The organism is Asticcacaulis sp. MM231 (assembly GCF_964186625.1).
GTDB lineage: Bacteria > Pseudomonadota > Alphaproteobacteria > Caulobacterales > Caulobacteraceae > Asticcacaulis.
This window is the reverse complement of record NZ_OZ075108.1, coordinates 3408934-3428272: the sequence shown is the minus strand read 5'-3', so window position 1 is coordinate 3428272 and position 19339 is coordinate 3408934. Positions and strand designations below refer to the sequence as shown.

Sequence of the window (19339 nt, the reverse complement as noted above, 5' to 3'; positions counted from 1 at the left end):
GCTGAAGACTATGCGGTAAAATGCAAAAACCCCGATGCGGGAGCACCGGGGTTTTATAGCTATCACTGTCAGAGCTTTTACTTCTTTTCGACCGAAGACGCCGAGCTTGACGACGAAGCGCTTGCGGAAGACGAAGATGATGACGACGCGGCGGAGGATGCCGTGCCGGCCTTCTTGGCGTCCGGACCGGCCAGTTTGGCCTTGGCGTCGAACTTGGCGCCCGGCTTATCGACCAGATCGCTGTCGGCCAGCTTGGCGCCGCGCGGGTGGGCCGCGGCCAGCTTGACGTCGCCATTGTATTTCAGCACGTCGAGTGCGCGGGTCAGTTCGAAATCGCCGGTCTTGGTGTCGAAATCTTCCGGCGGCACTTCCTGAACGGCGTGGGCCGAGCGACGCGACTTGCCTTCGTCGGCATCCAGCGCATTGCCATAGGCGGCTTCGGTATACTGCATGGCCGAGGTGGCGATGTATTTCGCCTGTTCCTTCGTTTGCGCCACTTCGAGATCAGGCTCGATGCCGGTCTTCTGAATCGACTGACCGGACGGCGTGTAATAACGCGCCGTGGTCAGCTTGACGGCGCGGTTCTGACCGAGGTCGATCACGCTCTGGACCGAACCCTTGCCGAAGCTTGTCAGGCCGACAATGCTGGCGCGATGCTGGTCTTTCAGCGCGCCCGACACGATTTCCGCCGCCGACGCCGTGCCCGGATTGATCAGCACGACGATGGGCTTGCCGTTCAGCATATCGCCCTTCTTGGCCTGATAGCGGATGATATCCTTCGGATCGCGGCCGCGCTGGCTGACAATTTCGCCGCCATCGAGGAACAGATCGGCCACGCCGACCGATTGTTCCAAAAGGCCGCCCGGATTGTTGCGCAGATCGAGCACGAGGCCCTTCATGGTCGGATTCTTGGCGATCAGATCGGCCAGTTGCGTCTTGGCGTCATTGGCGGTGGTTTCCGAGAAGCTGGCGATACGCAGATAGCCGAAATCGCCTTCCATGCGCGTCTTGACCGACTTTACGGTGATGATTTCGCGTGTCAGCGGCACATCAAACGGCTCGGTCTTGCCGACGCGTACGATGGTGACGATCAGCTTGGTGTTGGGCTCGCCCTTCATCTTGGTGATGGCGTCGTTGAGCGGAAGGCCGATGATGCTGGTGCCATCGATGGCGGTGATGTAGTCGCCCGATTCGATTCCGGCCTTTTGGGCAGGGGTGTCGTCGATCGGCGTCACCACCTTCACCGCGCCATCCTCGCTGGAGACCTCAAGACCGATGCCGCCGTAGGAGCCGCGCGTCTTTTCCTTTAAATCCGTATAGTCGTCGTCGGACAGATAGTTGGAATGCGGATCAAGGCTGGCCAGCATGCCTTCGAGGGCTGCGTTGATCAGCTTCTTCGAATTGACCGGCACGACGTAATCCTGCTGAACCAGGGCCAGCACATTGCCGAACAGCTCAAGCTGCTGGTAGGTGTCCGAACGCGGCGAAAACACCGGCTGATTGGCATAGGCCACGGCCCCGATGCTCAGGGCGATAACGGCGACACCACCTAGGTACAGATTCTTCATAAAGGTCCTCAAAGGGAAAGCTACTCAACCTACATATAAGAGTGTGAGTGTGGCGTAAACGGGGCGTTGTTATTTAAGTTGGAACGCGGCTTTCAGGTTGCAACGAGCGAAGCGATTCCAGTTGCTTTTTTTGCAACTGGCAAGCCCGACCGGGCGCCCGAGCCTATGCGAGGAGCCCATTCTTATTGTTTAAATAATCTGGCGGCGTCTGAGCTGAAAAATTTTTAACGGCTGGAAACTTGTAATTGCGTGGCGGGATTGACCGGATCTTCACCGCGGCGCAGTTCCATATAGAGCAGGGTCTTCTTCTCCGACAGGTTCGGCATCCGGCCTAGCGGCTCCTGCCGCCCGACCGTCTGGCCCTTATCGACATAGATACGGCCGATTCCGGTGATGACGACGCGGTAATTGTTCCCGATATTGAGAATGACGACTTGGCCGTAGGAGTCAAGCGGGCCGGCGAACTCGACCTCGCCCTCGGCCGGCGAGGTGACCTGAGCGCCTGGCAGGGCGGCGTAGGTGGTGCCGCGATTGGACGGGCCGGCGCCATCGGCTTGCGCGAAGGCGCGGGTGACGTCACCGACCACTGGCTGCATCAGATGCGTGTTATCGGCCGGTGCGATACCAAGCATTTTCAGCGGGATATCGCCGCGCAGGCGGGCCTCTTTTGCCTTCAGTTCGGTGGCGCGGGCGTCCATCTGGTCGGCCTGGCCCAGAAGCTGGTCTTCCAGCCCCATCTTCTGGCTGATCAGGCGTTCGATCTCGTCGCGCTGATCGGAAATGTCACTTTCCGACACGAACAGGGCGTCATTTTGTGCTGCGGCCTGACGGCGTAGATTGACCAGATCGTTGTTCTGCTTGACCAGTCCGTTGGTGCGCTTTTGCAGCTCAGGCGTGATGGCGCGCATGATGATGGCGGCCAGCACGGCATCATTGGCCTTGCGGGGGGTGACAAAAAGCGCCGGCGGGGGATTACGCGAATAGATTTGCAGGGCGCTGAGCAGGCGGGCTTGCTTGGCGCGCTCAACGCTCAGCTTGCGCGTGATGTCGATTTCCTGCTGGTTGAGGGTTTCGAGACGGGCGCGGAAGATGGCCGAGCGCGTTTCACCGGTGCCCTGCTTCTTGGAGATGTCGATGATCTGCTGGCGCAGGGCTTCTATTTCCTGCGCGATCTGACGAGCATTGCGGCGCTGGGTGTCGCTCTTGCGTTCTTCGGCGCGGCGCTGGGTGGACAGATTATCAAGCGCGGCGCGATCGGCGGCGTTGAGGTCTTTCAGGCGCGTCTGCGCATCCGTCTGCATCGCCCCGAGCAGGGCGAAGACGGCAAGGCCGCTTAGCAGCAAATGGCGCGAAGACGCGAGCATGGTCTTGAGATAAGACGGTTCGCCTGAATTCTCAAGACGTGGTTTGATCAGGCCGCCAGGCGGATATAGCCGTCGCTGTCGATATGCGGGATGAGATCACGATAGGCCGGGATTTGCGGATGCGCGCTGGCCAGGGGCTGGTGGTGCGTTTCGGTGATGACGACGACGCGCGCGCCGGCGGCGTGGCCGGCTTCGATCCCGACGGCGGCGTCTTCGAACACCAGACAATCGGCGATATCGACGCCCAGCTTTTGCGCCGCCAGACGATAGCCCTGCGGATCGGGCTTACCGGCGCTCACGTCTTCGGCGGTGATCAGCAGAGGCGGAGCGGGCAGACCGGCTGCCTTGATGCGGGCTTCGGCCAGGGCGCGCGGCGCTGAGGTGACGATGGCCCAGCGATCGGCGGGCAGGGCGCTCAGAAATTTATGGGCACCGGAAATTTCCACGATACCGTCGGCGGTTTTAATCTCATCCTGCGTAATGCCATGCGCCTCGACTGCCGGATCAAGGCCCGGAATTTTCAGGGCGGCGATCGTATCAACCGAGCGGGCGCCGTGAATGGTGGGCAGGAAGGCTTCAACATCAAGCCCCTGACGTTTGGCCCAGGCGCCCCAGACGCGCTCGGCCGAGGCCATGGAATTCAGCAACGTACCGTCCATATCAAACAGAAAAGCGCGGTAACGACCTTCCAGCAACGCATTTACACTCATGACGACACCCACTCCATACCAAGTTTTACCGCGCCCACGTATAAATGGTGCAGTGCAAAATGTCATGGGGTGTAAGGCTAATTTTTGTTTTGACGCACTTTTTGATCTGAAAAGTGCGTTACACTTTTCGGAAAGTGCTCTAATCGCGATGATAGGGCAATCCGGCCAGAATGGTGGTGGCGCGGTACATCTGTTCGGCCAGCATCACGCGCACAAGGGCGTGCGGCCAAGTCTGTGGCCCGAAGGCAAGCGAAAAGGCCGAGGCTTTCAGCAGGGCCGGATCAAGGCCATCGGCCCCGCCGATCAGAAAGGTGACGCGACGCTCGCCGCGGTCCTTGTAGGTATTCAGGCGCGTGGCGATCTGGCGCGAAGTCAGTGGCTCGCCATGCTCATCGCAGGTGATCAGGATGCCGCCCTCACTGAGTGCGACCTTGATCGCCTCCATCTCCTGTGCTTTCAGCAGCGCTGAGGTGGCGGCCTTGGCGCCTTTTTTGGCTTCGACCTCGAGCAGGTCCACAGGCGAAATGCCTAAACCGCGCCCGGTTAAGGTGGCGCGGTTCAGATAGTCTTTCACGAGGGTGTTTTCGACGGTCGCGCCCAGTTTCCCGACGGCGCAGAGCGTGAGACGCATCAGGCCTAGCCTAGGCTTGAATCGTGTGGCCCGTGCCGTCAGCCGACAGCGACCAGATCTTTTCGATATTGTAGAAGGCGCGGACTTCCGGACGGAAGATATGCACAACAACATCGCCCACATCGATCAGAACCCAATCGCAAGCCGGCAGGCCTTCGATCTTGGCCTTGCCGAAGCCTTTTTCCTTGAGGGCGCGCACGACGTGATCGGCCAGCGCGCCGACATGGCGGTGCGAACGACCGGATGCGATGATCAGGGTATCGGCGACCGAGGACTTGCCTTTGAGATCGATACATACGATGTCCTGAGCCTTGTCATCGTCGAGACGTTCGACGATCAGGGTTTCCAGCGGCAGCATATCTTCGGTCGAGGGAGCTTCGTGGGAAGCGTTGACAACAGCTTCGGGAGCCTCAAACTGAGGGGCTTCGGGCGCAGTTTGCGCGGGTTGACGAGACAGGGCTTGGGTTCCTTTATGATCCACTATGCAAGCGCATTCCAAAAAAGTGTCAGAACTTTTTGGATCAAAATGCGCGTCTTGAAGAGGGTACATAGCACAAACTGCGCCAGAGGTCACCCTTTCATCGGGATTATCGTGTTTTAGCGTTTTGCCTTCAATTTCAGGCGTAAAGCCGTCGATGAATGGCTGTGTAACGGACCTTTGATATAGGTCCAGGCGGGAGGGCGGCGAAGGGCCAGGGTCGAGGCGGCGCGTTCATCGATCCGGTAGTGACCGAAACGCTGTGCCGCGGGTGAGAAGCGCGCCTTCATCAAGGCGCCGGGACGCGACACGACGGCGATCGGCACCATATGGACGATCTGTGTCCAGCCGCGCCACTTATGGAATTGCGCCAGGCTGTCGCCCCCCATGATCCAGACAAAATGAACGCCGGGATAGCGGGCCTTGAGGGCGCGCAGGGTATCGAGCGTATAGGTGGCGTGGATGCGCGTCTCGAAGTCGGAGATGATATCCATCGGGCCGATAAAGGGCTTTATCTGCGCGATACGGGTGCTTAAGGGCGCGGTCTCCGCCTTCGACTTCAGCGGGTTCTGCGGTGACACCAGCCAGATGATGCGGTCGAGCCCCAGCTTTTCACGCGCCGTGGCGGCGACGTGGCGATGCCCCTCGTGCGCCGGATTGAATGATCCGCCAAACAGGCCGATCTTCATGCCGGGTTCGAGATGAAAACCGCTGCGCAATCCCCCGGAGGAGACGGCAGGCCGCATCGGGGCAAGGCCAGCGCGAAACACGCTTTCAGGTGTCCATCGGGTTATAGGGCGCCGGCACGTCGGGTGTCGGATGCGCCTCTTCCAGCTTCTCGCCGGTGATGGTTTCCAGCGCCGCGAACAGCAGATCGCGCACGCCTTCGCCGGTGACGCCGGAGATCAGGAATGGGGTCTGGCCGCTGACCTTCTTGATCTTGGCGGCCAGCTTCTTGCGGGCGTCCTTGTCGAGCGCGTCGCACTTGTTGATGGCCACCAGTTCGGTCTTGGAGCCGAGGATCTCGTCGTAGGCGTTCAGTTCCTTGCGGATCACCTTGTACGATCCCACCGGATCGTCCTGGGTGCCGTCGATCAGGTGGATCAGCACCTTGGTGCGCTCGACGTGGCCGAGGAACTTGGTGCCGAGGCCGGCGCCTTCCGAAGCGCCCTCGATCAGGCCGGGAATATCGGCCATGACGAAGCGCTGCTCAGGGCCAAGATCGATGACGCCGAGATTGGGCACCAGCGTGGTGAAGGGATAGTCGGCGATCTTGGGCTTGGCGGCGCTGGAGGCGGCCAGGAAGGTCGACTTGCCGGCATTGGGCAGGCCCACGAGACCGGCGTCGGCGATCAGCTTGAGGCGCAGCCAGATCCACCGCTCCTCGCCATCCTGACCGGGCAGGGCGAATTTCGGCGCCTGATTGATCGGCCCCTTGAAGCGCGTATTGCCCCATCCGCCATTGCCGCCCTTGGCCAGCATAAAGCTTTTGCCCTCGACATCGAGATCGACGATCAGGGTTTCGTGGTCTTCTTCGAAGACTTCGGTGCCGACGGGCACATACATCACGATGTCTTCGGCATTGGCGCCGTGCATCTGCCGTCCCATGCCGTGGGTGCCGGTCTTGGCCTTGAAGTGCTGCTGATAGCGGTAATCGATCAGGGTGTTGAGGCCTTCCTTGGCCACGATCCACACATCGCCGCCCTTGCCGCCGTCGCCGCCGTCGGGGCCGCCATTGGGGATGAACTTTTCACGGCGAAACGAAACGGCGCCGGCGCCGCCGTTACCGGAACGGATATAGATTTTACACTGATCGAGGAATTTCATTGGGGTTCTTTGAAGCAAAACGTTTGAAAAAGCAAGAAACCCCACCACCACGTCGATAAATCGACGCGCTGATGGGGAGACGTTTCTTGCTCGGTGCGTTTTACAGTATGCGGATCATATGGAGCGCGAGGTGTTCGCCTTCGCGCGCCAGTGAGGTTTCCAGCGTCTTGCGGCCGGTATAGAGGAAGTCGGCGCTGATCAGGGCGCGGGCCGAAGGCTCGTTGTCGGCAAAGTGCGCCGCATGGACGATGCGGTGAACCTTGCGCTTCTTGCACCAGCGCAGCAGGCCGTCCGTCGCCTCGATCGCATAGCCCTGCCCCTGATAGGCGGGGGCGATAAAGACGCTGAGGTTAGGGCCAAACGCATGGATGCCGCCGGAGGTGCCGCAGGCCGATTTGGTCAGGCTGATGACGCCGATCAGGCGGTCATCCTCCAGTCGGATCGCCCAGTGACTCAAAAGATTGGGGCTGACGGGCGTCGCCGACATCTTGGCCAGCAGGGCCTCGGCCTCGTTTCGGTTCAGCGGGTGCGGAATGGCATGGGTCATGCGCGCCGAGTTCTTGTCAGCGAATACGGCCATGAAGGTGTCGAGGTCCGTCTTTCGCAAAGGCGTCAGGCTGAGGCGCGTGGTTTCGATGCTGCGGCCGCCATGCGGGGCTGCGGCTTTTTCGTGATCGGGCCGGATGTGTTCGTTGCGCATGATCATCTCTCTCACTCCGTAGCCCCGGCGCTGGTATAGCCGCAGGCTGAGGTCTATTTAGGGTCAAACTGTGTCAGTTCCACCACAGGTCTCGAAGAGCGGGATCACATTCAGTTGTTTCTAATTTGGCCGTTGCTTCCAAATTCGGCACAACTGAAAACGAAAAACGGGAGCCCGGTAAAATCCGGACTCCCGCTCTAAACTCGGTCCGGATCGGCTTAAAAACTTAAGCACGATCCGAAATATCGAAGGCGTGCTTATTCAGCGGCCGCAGCCACCGGCAGGATCGACACGTAACAACGGTCGTCGCGCTTTGTGGTGAACTTCACATTGCCTGTCGCCGTGGCGAAGAGGGTGTGATCGCGGCCGAGGCCGACATTGTCACCAGCGAAGAACTTGGTGCCGCGTTGACGAACCAAGATGTTGCCGGCGAGAACGAGTTCGCCGCCGTACTTCTTGACGCCAAGACGCTTGGACTGTGAGTCGCGGCCGTTACGTGACGAGCCGCCAGATTTTTTGTGGGCCATGGGAGGGTGTCCTCTTAAACTTTAATCTTACGCTTCGCCAGAATCGTCGGCTGCGGTGGTTTCGGTCTTCTTCTTGGCGGGGGCCTTCTTGGGCTTTTCAGCCGCAACAGGGGCCTCAGCTTCGACAGCCGGGGTTGCGATGGCGGCGGCCAGGTTGCGCGGCGCCAGGTTACGGGCGCGGGCGTCGAGTTCGGCCTTCGTGGTCAGCGAAACGGTGCCTTCCCACTTTGCCGACTTGCCGGCGCCGAGGATCGAGGTGATGCGCAGAACCGACTGCAGTTGGCGATGGCCGCGGGTACGGCGATAACCCTGACGACGGGTCTTCTTGAAGATGCGAACCTTCTCGCCCTTGCGGGTTTCGATCAGGGTGGCTTCGACAACGCCGCCGTCAACCAGCGGGGCGCCGACGACTGCACCGGCTTCATCGCCGAGCATCAGCACTTCGTTGAACTTAACAGCCGCGCCGGCTTCGCCTTCGAGCTTTTCGACAACGATCAGATCGCCAGCCGATACACGGTATTGCTTACCGCCTGTTTTGATGACCGCGTACATGGTCAAGAACCTTTGCGTAGGCACGGGGCTTTATAGAGAAAAGTCCTGCGCGGGAGAATGGAAAAACGCCCCAGGAACCATAAGGCTCCGGGCGAGAGGCGGCGACTTATACAAGGATATGTCGGTGAGTCAACGGGTTTAGAAGCGTAATTGGCTATTTTATTGCCGCCACACTTTCAAAACAAAGTCCTCACCTGCTTCTATATAACTCAAGGCTTGATTTCAATGCGCGAAGGCTTAACTAAGCGGCAGACCCTTTCCACCTTTATAAAGTAACACCACCATGGCCGATACCGCTTCTGTCACCGCAAAAACCCCCGTCACCGTCCTGACCGGCTATCTGGGCGCCGGCAAGACGACCCTGCTCAACCGCATCCTGTCGGAAAACCATGGCAAGAAATACGCCGTCATCGTCAATGAGTTCGGCGAAATCGGCATCGACAACGACTTGATCGTCGGCGCCGATGAAGAAGTGTTTGAAATGAACAATGGCTGTATCTGCTGCACGGTGCGCGGCGACCTGATCCGTATCCTGGCCGGTCTGATGAAGCGCAAAGGCCGGTTTGACGCCATCATCGTCGAGACTACGGGCCTGGCCGATCCTGGCCCGGTGGCGCAGACCTTCTTTGTCGATGAGGACATCAAGGCCAAGACCTATCTCGAATTCGGTGACCGCCCTGGTCGATGCCCTGCACTTTGATGAAGCGCTCAGGACCGACCGCGTGGTCAAGGAACAGATCGCCTTTGCCGACCATATTATCCTCAACAAAACCGATCTGGTTGATGACGCCAAGCTTGATGAGATTGAAGGCCGCCTGAAGGGCCTGAACCCGCTGGCCAGCATCACGCGCGCCCAGCGGTCTTTCGTCGATATCGCTTCGCTGCTCAATCAGCACCGCTTTGATCTGACCAAGATGGACAGCATCGGTCATGATGATCACGACCATCATCACCACGATCACGATCATCATGGTCACGATCACGGGCATGACCACCACCACCATGATCACGGCCCCGCGCACGGTGAGGCCGGTCACGTCCATGATGAGCATTGCAGCCACACCATCAATCCGATCCACGACGAAGAGATCAAGAGCATCTCGCTGAGCGCCGCAACGCCGATCGATGGCATTCGCTTTACCCAGTGGCTCGATAAGCTGCTGGCCGAAAAGGGACAGGACATCCTGCGCGCCAAGGGCATTCTCGACGTGAAGGGTGAGGACAAGCGTCTGGTCTTCCAGGCCGTTCACATGATCCTCGAAGGCGAGCTGCAGGGCGAATGGCGCGAAGGCGAAAAGCGTGTGTCGCGCGCCGTGTTTATCGGCCGTCATCTCGATACGGCGGCGATCAAGGCCGGCTTTGAGGCTTGCATCGCGGCGTAAGCCATCAGTTCCTCCCCTGTTTACGGGGGAGGGGCTTTGTCTCCCTCCCAAAGCGCCCCCTCCGTCAGCGACACCGGCTCTGCGAGCCTCGCGCTGACACCTCCCCCGATAAATCAGGGGAGGAGAAGGGTGTTCAAATCCCATCTCCTTGCTTATAAGCGCCCTCATGACCTTTGCTTATCAAAACTCCTTCGACTCCTATGTGGTCGCCGCCCTGTTCGATGCGCTCGATGAGCCCGTGGTGGCGCTGGCCGATGGCCGCGTCGTTTTCCCCGAAGCCAACGCGCGCTATGACGCGCACCCTGACGCCAGCATCCTGAGCGCTGTCATCCACCCGACCGGCCTTGGCGTCATCACCGGTGGCGATGATGGCCGCGTGGTGTGGACAACGAAGGAAGCCGGCCCGATCGAATTGGCGTCGCACAAGGGGGCGTGGATCGACGTCATCGCTGTGGCGCCCGAAGGCCAGGTGATCGCCTACGCCACCGCCAAGAAGGTACATGTGCTCGATCTGCTCAAGAAAGAGAGCAAAATCTTCACGCATGAGCATTCGGTCTCCGATCTCGTCTTCGATCCGAAGGCGCGCAAGCTCTACTGCGCCACCTATAATGGCGTGGTTGTGTGGTTCGCCCGCATCGATGAAAAGCAAAAGCCGACCAAGCTGTTCTGGGCCGGTTCACACACGAAAATCGCCATGGCGCCGTCGAGCGAATTCGTCATCACCGCCATGCAGGAAAGTGCCCTGCACGGTTGGCGGCTGAAGGATTCGAAAGACATGCGGATGGGCGGCTATCCCGCCAAGATCAAGAGCCTGAACTTCTTTGCCAAGGGCAAGCTTCTGGCCACCTCCGGCGCCAATGGCGCGGTGGTCTGGCCCTTCCTGCGCGCCAACGGCCCGATGGGCGAGGAAGCTTCCGAGATCAATCCGCTGGAAGGCACCATGGTCAGTTGCGTGGCAGGTGCGCCCGAGGAAACCATTCTGGCCGCCGGCACCGAGGACGGCCGCGTCTGGCTGGCTGAGCTGCAATCGACCCACATTGAGTGGATCAAGGGCGAAAAGGGCGCGGCCATCACCTCGCTGTCGCTCTCCGGCGAGGGCACGCGCATTCTGTTTGGTGATGAGGACGGAACCGTCTATATATTCGAACCTGCGGAGTAATTTGGACGCTGGGGGCGTGCATGAGTGACGGTAAGGGCGATGAGCCGGAGAATGACATTCCGGGTCTGAGTGAAGAGGTCATCTATGATGCCCCTCCGGAAGACACCACACCACCACCACCTGTAAAGCCTGTGCCTCTTAAACGTAAATTCCGTCCGTTCCGTTTCGCCGTCGGCTGTGTCGTCGGCTTCTTCGCCTTTTCGATCCTGTCGGTCGCCATCCATCGCTTTGTGCCGGTGCCGATTACGCTGCTGATGATCGAGCGGCTTGGTCATGGTAATGGCCTCGATCACCGCTGGGTGCCGGCGTCGCAGATCTCGGACAATCTCAAGCGCGCCGTCATCGCCTCGGAAGACGCCAAGTTCTGCACGCACGACGGCTTCGATATCCAGGCCATCGAAAAGGCCCAACGCTACAACGCCACCCACAAGAAGAAGCGCGGCGCTTCGACCATTTCGCAGCAGACCGCCAAGAATGTCTTCCTGTGGCCAGATCGTTCGTGGGTGCGCAAGGGTTTTGAGGTCTATTACACCTTCCTGATCGAGCATATGTGGTCGAAGGACCGGATCATGGAGGTCTATCTCAATTCGATCGAGATGGGGCCTGGCGTCTATGGCGCCGAGGCCGCCTCGCAATACTGGTTTGGTCACAGCGCAAAGACGCTCAGCCGCGCGGAAGCGGCGCAACTGGCGGCCATCCTGCCCAATCCGATCAAGCGCAAGGCCAAGGGCAACAAGCGCTCCGGCCGCATCGCCGCCAATGCGCGGACCGTGGTCAGTCAGGGGCTGGATGCCTGCGCGGCGGAATAGATAAGAGGCAAGCTTTGGGGGAATACGGCTATGCTCAATATATTGACTACTGGATATTCGATGGTGATGTACGGATGCCTAGTCTTCTTGCTCTTTAATTTTGCCATCACATTCCTGCTGCCTAGTGTTGCGGAATCAACGGATGGATTCCCTTGATCTTGCAAATATGCGAGTCTGTGTCGATGGACATGGACAAAAGGCTGTTGCTGTCGCCTGAGGCTCGGGTGCGGTTGGAAGGTTGGGTGGCGGACCGGAACACGCCGCAGAAGCTTGTTTGGCGTGCGCGGATCGTGCTGATGTGGGCGGACGCGGCGAGTTTGGCGTCGATTGTGCGGACGCTGGGCAAGACCAAGAAGACGGCCTACCGCTGGCGCGATCGTTATCTTGAGCAGGGTGTCGATGGGCTTGGGCGCGACGCGACCCGGCCTGGCCGTAAGACGCCGTTGAGCGCCGAAGTCATTGCGCGTGTGGTCGAGATGACGCTGCGACAGAAGCCACCGGCTGCCACGCAATGGAGCGCGCGCACGCTTGCCAAGGCGGTGGGTCTGAGCCACACCAGCGTACAGCGCATTTGGAGCGCGCATGGGCTCAAGCCCCATTTGACCAAGACGTTCAAACTGTCGAACGACAAGCAGTTCGTCGAGAAGGTGACGGACGTCGTCGGTCTCTATCTTGATCCGCCGGACCGGGCACTGGTGTTCTCGGTCGATGAGAAGTCACAGATCCAGGCGCTGGACCGCACCCAACCGGGCCTGCCAATGAAGAAGGGGCGGGCGGGAACGATGACCCACGACTATAAGCGGCATGGCACGACGACACTGTTCGCCGCCCTCGATGTCGCCACCGGCAGGGTGATCGGCGAATGCATGAAACGTCATCGGCACCAGGAATGGCTCAAATTCCTTCGACTCATCGACCGCAGCACGCCCAAGGGCTTCGACCTGCACCTGATCGCCGACAACTATGCCACCCATAAGCATCCGGCGGTCAAAGCATGGCTGGCCAAACATCCTCGCTTCCACATGCATTTCACCCCCACTTCGGCGTCCTGGCTCAATCAGGTCGAACGCTTTTTCGGCTTGATAACAGGCGATCGCATCCGCTGCGGCGTGTTCAAGAGTGTCGCCGAACTCGAAGGCGCAATTCAAGACTATCTCGATCATCACAACGCCGATCCAAAGCCCTTCGTTTGGACCAAATCCGCTACAGACATTCTTGAAAAGGTCGCCAGGGGGCGACAGGCGTTAAAGTCACAACACTAGCACTACTTTGGCAGAAAATGAATTTTGAGGATTCCCCCGGCTGACATTGCGTGATTCATAGAGAGCCAGCTTTAAGGAGACTGGCGATGTCGGAACATTGGCGCGTAGATTTGGAAGATTGGTTGACGCCCTTCCTGGTGGCCTTGCGGCATAAGACCCGGATGCGGCTGTGCCCTGCCTATATTGCAGGCCTGATTGGCCCGGGTGACCGCAAGAGTGTCCAGCCGATGGCCGCCCGCGATGGCGAGTTTGGCTATGACCAACTCCATCATTTTGTCTCTGACGGCGTTTGGGAAAGTGGACCGCTTGAAGCCGTTCTCCTGAAGGAGGCCGACCGTCTGGTGGGGGATGATGCCGGTTATCTTGTCATCGATGACACGGCGCTGCCGAAAAAGGGCAGCCATTCGGTTGGCGTGGCGGCGCAATATGCTTCCTCGCTTGGCAAGACGTCCAACTGCCAGTCGCTTGTTTCGGTGACGCTGGCATCGCGCGAAGTGCCTGTGATGGTGGGCCTGCGCCTGTTCTTGCCCGAGAGTTGGACGAATGATGTCGCGCGGATGAACCGGGCTCGGGTCCCGCAAGAATGCCAGGTTGCCCTGACAAAGCCGGAGATCGCCATTGAGGAAATTGATCGTGTTATAGCCTCTGGGGCCCGGTTCGGGTGCGTGCTGGCCGATGCTGGCTATGGGTCAAGCGGGCCGTTCCGCGAGGCCCTGAGCAAGCGCGACCTGTTGTGGGCCGTCGGCATATCACGGCGTCAGAATGTGTATCAGGCAGACGTCGGCCTAATCTTCCCGGAAGCGGCAACCGGAAGGCGGCGCAAATACCATGTCCCTGACGATGTTGCTGTCTCTGCCGAAAAGATGTTGGCTGATGGGAAATGGAAGAAAGTAAGTTGGCGGCGCGGAACCAAAGGCAAGCTGAACTGCCAGTTTGCCGCTTGCCGCGTTCGGGTCGCAGATGGCCACAGGCATCGTATGAGCGACGGTCGTGTCCAAGCCATGCCTGGCGAGGAGGAGGTCTGGCTGGTCGGGGAAAGGCGTTCAACCGGAGAACAGAAATACTACCTGTCAAACCTGCCTGCCGACGCCCCCCTCAAGATGCTAGCCGCGGCTATCAAGGCAAGGTGGATCTGCGAACAGGCACATCAGCAACTCAAGGAAGAGCTTGGGCTTGATCACTTCGAAGGCAGGTCATGGACCGGTTTGCACCGACATTGTCTAATGGCGATGATCGCTTTTGCATTTCTCCAATCCCGCCGCCTCAAAGCAGCGGGACGAAAAAAAAGTCGGGGGGCCACCGCCTCAGCCGACAATGCCCGCCATCCGCCAGGCCATTCTCGACCTCTTCATGCGACCGCCACCAAGGCGCTGTCCCCACTGTGACAAACGCCTCGCCGAGCCCGCCAAGAATAATATGCCAAAGTAGTGCTAGATGGCGAAGCAAGCGTAACCGTCTGGCCGGATACAATGGTGTGTCTGCGCGAGAGATTGATGTGCTGTTTTTGAGCGCACGCAAACCTTTGAACAGCTTTTTCAGTTTTGCCTTTGCAATGGTTCTGATTTTCTTTGGCTGCGTTATGATCGCCAGCCCGCTTCTGCTCTTGCCGCTCCAGTATGTACCCTTCCATACCGTCTTGCTGATTGCTTTGAAAACGAGCGTGCCGGTGCTCATACTCTCGCCCATGCTGGTAGGGCTCTGGTTGGTCGTGAAGGCCAGATCTATTGCGGCAGCCAATGATATTAATCACCACCTAAATTCTATGGTAGCGCAGGATGGAGTAGAAAAGCCTAAACGCGAAATAACACTGGCCATTCCATCGGATAAATTCAGAATTTATGGTTTTGGGTTCATTCTCATGAGCGCCTATTTGGCATATAAGTTCTTTCCGAATCCGGGTTTGCCGGACTTGCCGGATTTTGAGGATGTGATTTTCAAGCTTCTTGATTGGTTGAAAGCGCATAATGAATGGTCTTGACGCCCGCCACCAAATGCCTTTCCCTCTCGGCATTCACCTTGGGAGGTCTGTTATGAAGCGTCTATTAGCGTCCGCCGCGTGTCTTGCCCTGCTGACGGGCTGCGCCACCACCTCAGCCCCGATGGCGCCGGTCGCCGAAGCACCGCCTGCCGCCCCCGAACCGGCGGCCCCGCCGGTCGCGGCCGCCAAGCCCACCCCGGCCGAAGCCAAGGCCTTCGCCGATGAGGCCGAAGCCAAGCTGGCAGCGCTCAACGAATATGCCCAGCATGTGCAGTGGATGGGCGCCACCTTCATCAATTATGACACAGAGTGGCTCCAGACCCGCGCCGATGCCGCGCTCAATGAGGCTCAGGTCAGCCTGGCGCTGCAAGCCGCTAAATATAATGACGTTGATGTCGATGCGGTGACGCGCCGCAAGCTGTTGCTGTTGCGGGTGTCGCAGGTTTTACCGGCGGCCGACAAACCCGGCGCCGCGGCCGATCTGGCGGCGGTCAATACCCGCCTGGGTTCGACCTATTCGACCGGAAAATTCACCTGGAACGGCAAGGTCTATAATCTCGACGAGGCCTCGCGCACCATGGCCGCGTCGCGCGATCCGAAGGTCACCCGCGCCATGTGGGAAGGCTGGATGAGCATTGCCGCGCCCATGAAGGGCGACTACGCCAAGCTGGCGCAGCTTTCCAATGCCGGCGCCGAAGGGCTGGGCTTCAAGGATACCGGCGCGCTGTGGCGTTCGGGTTATGACATGGCGCCGGATGCCTTCGCCACCGAGACCGACCGCCTGTGGTCGCAGGTCGCGCCCTTCTATAAAAATCTGCATTGCTATACGCGCCGCAAGCTCAATGAGAAATATGGCGATAGCGTGCAGCCGAAGTTCGGACCGATCCGCGCCGACCTGCTCGGCAATATGTGGGCGCAGGATTGGTCGAACATCTATGACGTGGTGGCGCCAAAAGGCATCAAGTCGTCCTATAGCCTCGATAAGCTGCTGGTGCAGAAGAAGTACGATCCCATCAAGATGGTCAAGACCGGCGAGAGCTTCTACACCTCGCTCGGTTTCGCGGCCCTGCCGCAGACCTTCTGGGAGCGCTCGCAGTTCACCCGTCCGAAGGACCGCGAAGTCGTCTGCCACGCCTCGGCCTGGGACGTCGATAACCTGTCCGACGTGCGCATCAAGATGTGTACCAATGTCAATGGCGAGGACTTCTACACCGTCCACCACGAACTGGGGCACAACTTCTATCAGCGCGCCTACAAGGATCAGCCGTTCCTGTTCAAGAACAGCGCCAATGACGGTTTCCACGAAGCGATCGGTGATTTCGTCGGCCTGAGTTCGGTGACCCCGACCTATCTCAACCAGATCGGCCTGCTCGATAAGGTGCCGGACGAATCCGAGGATATCCCTTACCTGCTCAAGATGGCCTTGCAGAAGGTTGCCTTCCTGCCGTTCGGCGTGGAGGTCGATCGCTGGCGCTGGGAGGTGTTCTCCGGCAAGATCACCGAGGCGCAGTATAATCAGCGCTGGTGGGAACTGGTGGGCAAGTATCAGGGGCTTTCGGCGCCGGCCGTGCGTCCGTCCAATGCCTTCGATCCGGGCGCGAAATACCACGTGGCGGCCAGCGTGCCCTATACGCGCTATTTCCTGGCGGCGATCCTCCAGTTCCAGTTCCAGCGCGCGGCCTGCGATCAGGCCGGCTGGAAGGGTCCGCTGGCGCGTTGCTCGATCTATGGCGAGCGCGCCGTGGGTGAAAAGCTGAACGCCATGCTGGAGATGGGGCAATCAAAGCCCTGGCCGGACGCGCTGGAAGCCTTCACCGGCAAGCGCGACATGGATGCGACGGCGATTCTGGATTATTTCGCACCGCTGAATGCGTGGTTGGAAGAACAGAATAAGGGCCAGACCTGCGGCTGGGAAGGCTCGATATAAGGTATGGGGTTTGGGGCCTGCGGCCCCAAGTCTTCTCTCTTTCCGAAGAAGCCCGGCCCCTTTGAGGGACAGGCTTCTTCGGAACAAGGCAAGGTTTGTAGGGTCACAGACCCCACGCCCCATAGCTATACGCAATGATCTCTGGAGTATGCCTTGGTAAATTATGCCGCTCAAGATACCTATTATGTAGTTCAAAGCGGAACGTGGTGGCTTCCGGTTGTTATACTTGGGGGGGCGCTCGTAGCTGTTTGGCTGATGACGTTCTGGAAAGGCATCAAGACGGGAAGGCTAACTGCAATTGTCATTGCCATTGGTTTCGGCATTTTGACGCTCGTGCCTTATGTCTCAATGTATATCAATCTGGTCAAATTTGGCGCAGACATTTCAGTAATATTACCTTCTCTGCTGTCGTCGCTAGGCATGGTCGAGATTGTATGGTTGCCGTTGGCTTGGTTGACCGTGATTTATGGCAATTGGCTTTACCGGAAGCGCATCCGCGTGAAGACCAGCAGTCAGGTATTTGACTGACTGGGACCCCAAACCCCATAGGTTTATCTCAGCATATCGACCGCTGTATCGGTTTCTGCGGCTAAGGCTTTTTCATCAAACATCATCGTCATGTGTCCCTGATCCGGCAGAATTGTCACAGCGATCTTCGTATTGGCCTTACCGATTTCGACAGGATAAGCCGAAGCTGTGAAAAGCTCATCATGGGCGCCGATCAGGATGCGCGTCGGTTGCCGGATCGCCGCCAGTCTGGCCTGCCAGTCCTGTTGCAGATTGGCTGATGCCAGCAGGGCGTGACTATAGGTGCGCGGACGCTGGTTGTCGTTTTCCGGCACCGCCATGGCCAGAACGGTCAGGTGGTCAAGCGCCGAAATACCGAAGCGGTTGAGAATGGTCAGGACGACGATGCGCGGCACGCTGACCACCGTCCAACCGCCCTGCGAGGGGCGATCCATGGGTGTGTTGGGCGCGATGAAAGGCGACAGCGCCAGATAGCCGTTGAAGTTACCGGCATAGCGACTTGATGCGGTGCGCAGGATGACGGCACCGCCCATCGAATGCCCGATCAGCAGGCGCTTCTCGCCGGGATGTTCGCGTTCAATAAGCTTCACCAGATCATCGAGATCGTCTTCGTATTGCCCGCGATAGACGATATCTCCAAGCCGGCCGTTCGGGCCGGGAACTTATGCCATGACCGCGCAGATCAGGCGCGTAGACGGTGATGCCGCGCGCGGCATAGGCCTTGGCCAGACCGTGAACGGCCAGTGACGTGCCGGAGGAGCCATGCACCAGAATGGCCACGCCGCCAACGGGTTTGCCGGCATAATAATGATAGGCGAGCTTACCGCCATCCCGCGCCGTCAGGTAATGATAAGCGGGCAGTTCGCGGCTGAAACGCGCGAACGGATCATTGGCCTTTTCGACGGCGGCGATAGGGGGCGGCGCTTTCGGGGCTGTGAAGATCAGTATGCCGCCGACGACAGTGATCATGACAAGAGGTATAAGGATAAGACCGCGAAGAAGGTGTTTGAGCATGGGGCTCTCCTGTGAATGTGACCTCGCTTGCTTATGGGGCGCGTGCCTCGTAGTCTTGGCGTCTTTCGTGGATGGTCGCCAAATTTCGCCAATGGATTCGTTTCGTCTCTTACGCTTTCGCTATGCGCCGCATCGCTCATTGCAGGCGTTGCTGACCATGCCTTTTCTGGGGCTGTTGCTGGCCTTGTTCGGGCCTTTCGGCAGCTATACCACCATGGATTTCTGGGAGCGTTGCGCACATTTTTCGCTGTGTTTTACGGTTATTGGCTTCGTTATCATGGAGGGCGCTTACCGGCTGGCGCGGCGCTTTTTCGCCGGCAATTGGCCCTTGTGGGTAGCGTTGCTTTACGATGCCGTTCTGGTCTTGCCGGCGGCCGTTATCGTCTGGGGCTCGCTGCATGTTTTCGGCCGAGGCGCCTTGCGGTTTGTTCACTTCACGGACCTGCTGTGGCAGAACCTGTTCGTGATATGGGTGGTGCAGGCCGGCATCACGCTGGTGGCATGGCTGCGCCATAGCCGGTTGCCAAAGAATGAGCCAGCGGTGGCAGGGGAGGCGTTCCCCCTGGCGCATCGCTTGCCGTTCGCGCTGAAACGCAGCGCTGTGCTGGCCATGTCGTCGGAAGATCATTATCTGCGCATTTACACGGCGCGCGGCGAGGCGCTGATCCATATGACCCTGACCGAGGCGGTCGAATTGTTAAAAGACGGCTTCCAGATTCATCGTTCGCACTGGGTCCACGATGGTGCGGTCAAGGATTACAGAAACGGCTTGGTCGAGTTGAATACGGGTTTGAAGCTGCCGTTAAGCCGCCATCGTCGGAAAGAGTTCGAGGCGTGGCTGGAACAGATGACATAACTTACGGGGTTTGGGGCCAATGGCCCCAAGACTTCATCTCTTTTCAAAGAAAAACCCGACCCCAAAA

General features: G+C 59.0%; 20 protein-coding genes and 1 pseudogene. 9 read left to right on the top strand and 12 right to left on the bottom strand.

What is annotated here, in order from left to right; genetic code table 11:
• Positions 1-77: 77 nt before the first annotated feature.
• The 10 genes from ABQ278_RS16765 to rplU all read right to left on the bottom strand — a co-directional run bounded on the left by ABQ278_RS16765 (position 78) and on the right by rplU (position 8357).
• Positions 78-1568 carry a S41 family peptidase gene (locus ABQ278_RS16765; protein WP_349320607.1) on the bottom strand — a complete coding sequence of 497 codons (1491 nt, stop codon included), beginning with the start codon at positions 1566-1568 and terminating at the stop codon, positions 78-80.
• A 224-nt stretch (positions 1569-1792) separates the two neighbouring features.
• Positions 1793-2932, bottom strand: a complete 1140-nt coding sequence (locus tag ABQ278_RS16760; RefSeq protein WP_349320606.1) for a peptidoglycan DD-metalloendopeptidase family protein — start codon at positions 2930-2932, stop codon at positions 1793-1795.
• 47 nt (positions 2933-2979) lie between these two features.
• Entirely contained in the window at positions 2980-3642 is a 663-nt protein-coding gene (locus tag ABQ278_RS16755) for an HAD family hydrolase (protein ID WP_349320605.1), read from the bottom strand.
• 139 nt (positions 3643-3781) lie between these two features.
• A complete protein-coding gene (gene rlmH / locus ABQ278_RS16750) occupies positions 3782-4273 on the bottom strand; it encodes a 23S rRNA (pseudouridine(1915)-N(3))-methyltransferase RlmH (RefSeq protein ID WP_349320604.1) in 492 nt (163 codons plus the stop codon).
• A gap of 10 nt (positions 4274-4283) precedes the next feature.
• Positions 4284-4754: a ribosome silencing factor gene (gene rsfS / locus ABQ278_RS16745; protein WP_026172590.1), complete on the bottom strand. Its 471-nt coding sequence runs from the start codon at positions 4752-4754 to the stop codon at positions 4284-4286.
• A 116-nt stretch (positions 4755-4870) separates the two neighbouring features.
• On the bottom strand, positions 4871-5521 hold the full coding sequence (locus ABQ278_RS16740; RefSeq protein WP_026172589.1) for a nicotinate-nucleotide adenylyltransferase: 651 nt from the start codon (positions 5519-5521) through the stop codon (positions 4871-4873).
• Positions 5522-5525: 4 nt separating this feature from the next.
• Positions 5526-6578 carry a GTPase ObgE gene (gene obgE, locus ABQ278_RS16735; protein ID WP_349320603.1) on the bottom strand — a complete coding sequence of 351 codons (1053 nt, stop codon included), beginning with the start codon at positions 6576-6578 and terminating at the stop codon, positions 5526-5528.
• Between the two features lie 100 nt (positions 6579-6678).
• A complete protein-coding gene (locus ABQ278_RS16730; RefSeq protein WP_236621561.1) occupies positions 6679-7278 on the bottom strand; it encodes a GNAT family N-acetyltransferase in 600 nt (199 codons plus the stop codon).
• A gap of 257 nt (positions 7279-7535) precedes the next feature.
• Positions 7536-7805 (bottom strand): 50S ribosomal protein L27, encoded by a 270-nt coding sequence (gene rpmA / locus ABQ278_RS16725; RefSeq protein ID WP_018080507.1) that lies wholly within the window; start codon positions 7803-7805, stop codon positions 7536-7538.
• A 27-nt stretch (positions 7806-7832) separates the two neighbouring features.
• Positions 7833-8357: a 50S ribosomal protein L21 gene (gene rplU / locus ABQ278_RS16720; protein ID WP_018080506.1), complete on the bottom strand. Its 525-nt coding sequence runs from the start codon at positions 8355-8357 to the stop codon at positions 7833-7835.
• 283 nt (positions 8358-8640) lie between these two features.
• On the opposite strand from rplU, the pseudogene ABQ278_RS16715 reads away from it, so the two are divergent.
• The 8 genes and pseudogenes from ABQ278_RS16715 (at position 8641) to ABQ278_RS16680 (ending at position 17402) form a co-directional block, all read left to right on the top strand.
• Positions 8641-9739, top strand: a pseudogene (locus ABQ278_RS16715) (GTP-binding protein).
• A gap of 166 nt (positions 9740-9905) precedes the next feature.
• Positions 9906-10898 (top strand): WD40 repeat domain-containing protein, encoded by a 993-nt coding sequence (locus tag ABQ278_RS16710; RefSeq protein WP_349320602.1) that lies wholly within the window; start codon positions 9906-9908, stop codon positions 10896-10898.
• A gap of 20 nt (positions 10899-10918) precedes the next feature.
• A complete protein-coding gene (mtgA, locus tag ABQ278_RS16705) occupies positions 10919-11707 on the top strand; it encodes a monofunctional biosynthetic peptidoglycan transglycosylase (protein WP_349320601.1) in 789 nt (262 codons plus the stop codon).
• 182 nt (positions 11708-11889) lie between these two features.
• The gene (locus tag ABQ278_RS16700; RefSeq protein WP_349319295.1) at positions 11890-12969 is read left to right on the top strand and encodes an IS630 family transposase; all 1080 of its coding nucleotides are present in this window, start codon (positions 11890-11892) and stop codon (positions 12967-12969) included.
• A gap of 86 nt (positions 12970-13055) precedes the next feature.
• Positions 13056-14354, top strand: a complete 1299-nt coding sequence (locus ABQ278_RS16695) for an IS701 family transposase (RefSeq protein WP_349320600.1) — start codon at positions 13056-13058, stop codon at positions 14352-14354.
• A 110-nt stretch (positions 14355-14464) separates the two neighbouring features.
• Positions 14465-14947: a hypothetical protein gene (locus ABQ278_RS16690; RefSeq protein WP_349320599.1), complete on the top strand. Its 483-nt coding sequence runs from the start codon at positions 14465-14467 to the stop codon at positions 14945-14947.
• Between the two features lie 52 nt (positions 14948-14999).
• Positions 15000-16874: a M2 family metallopeptidase gene (locus ABQ278_RS16685; protein ID WP_349320598.1), complete on the top strand. Its 1875-nt coding sequence runs from the start codon at positions 15000-15002 to the stop codon at positions 16872-16874.
• 153 nt (positions 16875-17027) lie between these two features.
• Positions 17028-17402 carry a hypothetical protein gene (locus ABQ278_RS16680; protein ID WP_349320597.1) on the top strand — a complete coding sequence of 125 codons (375 nt, stop codon included), beginning with the start codon at positions 17028-17030 and terminating at the stop codon, positions 17400-17402.
• A 23-nt stretch (positions 17403-17425) separates the two neighbouring features.
• Here ABQ278_RS16680 and ABQ278_RS16675 read toward each other — a convergent pair whose 3' ends face one another.
• Both ABQ278_RS16675 and ABQ278_RS16670 read right to left on the bottom strand, forming a co-directional pair.
• Positions 17426-17992 (bottom strand): alpha/beta fold hydrolase, encoded by a 567-nt coding sequence (locus tag ABQ278_RS16675; protein WP_349320596.1) that lies wholly within the window; start codon positions 17990-17992, stop codon positions 17426-17428.
• Between the two features lie 4 nt (positions 17993-17996).
• Positions 17997-18416, bottom strand: a complete 420-nt coding sequence (locus tag ABQ278_RS16670; protein ID WP_349320595.1) for an alpha/beta fold hydrolase — start codon at positions 18414-18416, stop codon at positions 17997-17999.
• Between the two features lie 91 nt (positions 18417-18507).
• On the opposite strand from ABQ278_RS16670, the gene ABQ278_RS16665 reads away from it, so the two are divergent.
• A complete protein-coding gene (locus tag ABQ278_RS16665; protein ID WP_349320594.1) occupies positions 18508-19272 on the top strand; it encodes a LytTR family DNA-binding domain-containing protein in 765 nt (254 codons plus the stop codon).
• Positions 19273-19339: the final 67 nt, after the last annotated feature.

Coding starts and splice junctions, on each gene's coding strand:
- mtgA (WP_349320601.1), top strand. CDS start 10,919: ATGAGTGACGGTAAGGGCGATGAGCCGGAGAATGACATTCCGGGTCTG.
- ABQ278_RS16700 (WP_349319295.1), top strand. CDS start 11,890: ATGGACATGGACAAAAGGCTGTTGCTGTCGCCTGAGGCTCGGGTGCGG.
- obgE (WP_349320603.1), bottom strand. CDS start 6,578: ATGAAATTCCTCGATCAGTGTAAAATCTATATCCGTTCCGGTAACGGC.
- ABQ278_RS16695 (WP_349320600.1), top strand. CDS start 13,056: ATGTCGGAACATTGGCGCGTAGATTTGGAAGATTGGTTGACGCCCTTC.
- ABQ278_RS16665 (WP_349320594.1), top strand. CDS start 18,508: ATGGATTCGTTTCGTCTCTTACGCTTTCGCTATGCGCCGCATCGCTCA.
- ABQ278_RS16670 (WP_349320595.1), bottom strand. CDS start 18,416: ATGCTCAAACACCTTCTTCGCGGTCTTATCCTTATACCTCTTGTCATG.
- ABQ278_RS16755 (WP_349320605.1), bottom strand. CDS start 3,642: ATGAGTGTAAATGCGTTGCTGGAAGGTCGTTACCGCGCTTTTCTGTTT.
- ABQ278_RS16765 (WP_349320607.1), bottom strand. CDS start 1,568: ATGAAGAATCTGTACCTAGGTGGTGTCGCCGTTATCGCCCTGAGCATC.
- ABQ278_RS16760 (WP_349320606.1), bottom strand. CDS start 2,932: ATGCTCGCGTCTTCGCGCCATTTGCTGCTAAGCGGCCTTGCCGTCTTC.
- ABQ278_RS16730 (WP_236621561.1), bottom strand. CDS start 7,278: ATGCGCAACGAACACATCCGGCCCGATCACGAAAAAGCCGCAGCCCCG.
- rpmA (WP_018080507.1), bottom strand. CDS start 7,805: ATGGCCCACAAAAAATCTGGCGGCTCGTCACGTAACGGCCGCGACTCA.
- rplU (WP_018080506.1), bottom strand. CDS start 8,357: ATGTACGCGGTCATCAAAACAGGCGGTAAGCAATACCGTGTATCGGCT.
- ABQ278_RS16685 (WP_349320598.1), top strand. CDS start 15,000: ATGAAGCGTCTATTAGCGTCCGCCGCGTGTCTTGCCCTGCTGACGGGC.
- ABQ278_RS16710 (WP_349320602.1), top strand. CDS start 9,906: ATGACCTTTGCTTATCAAAACTCCTTCGACTCCTATGTGGTCGCCGCC.
- rlmH (WP_349320604.1), bottom strand. CDS start 4,273: ATGCGTCTCACGCTCTGCGCCGTCGGGAAACTGGGCGCGACCGTCGAA.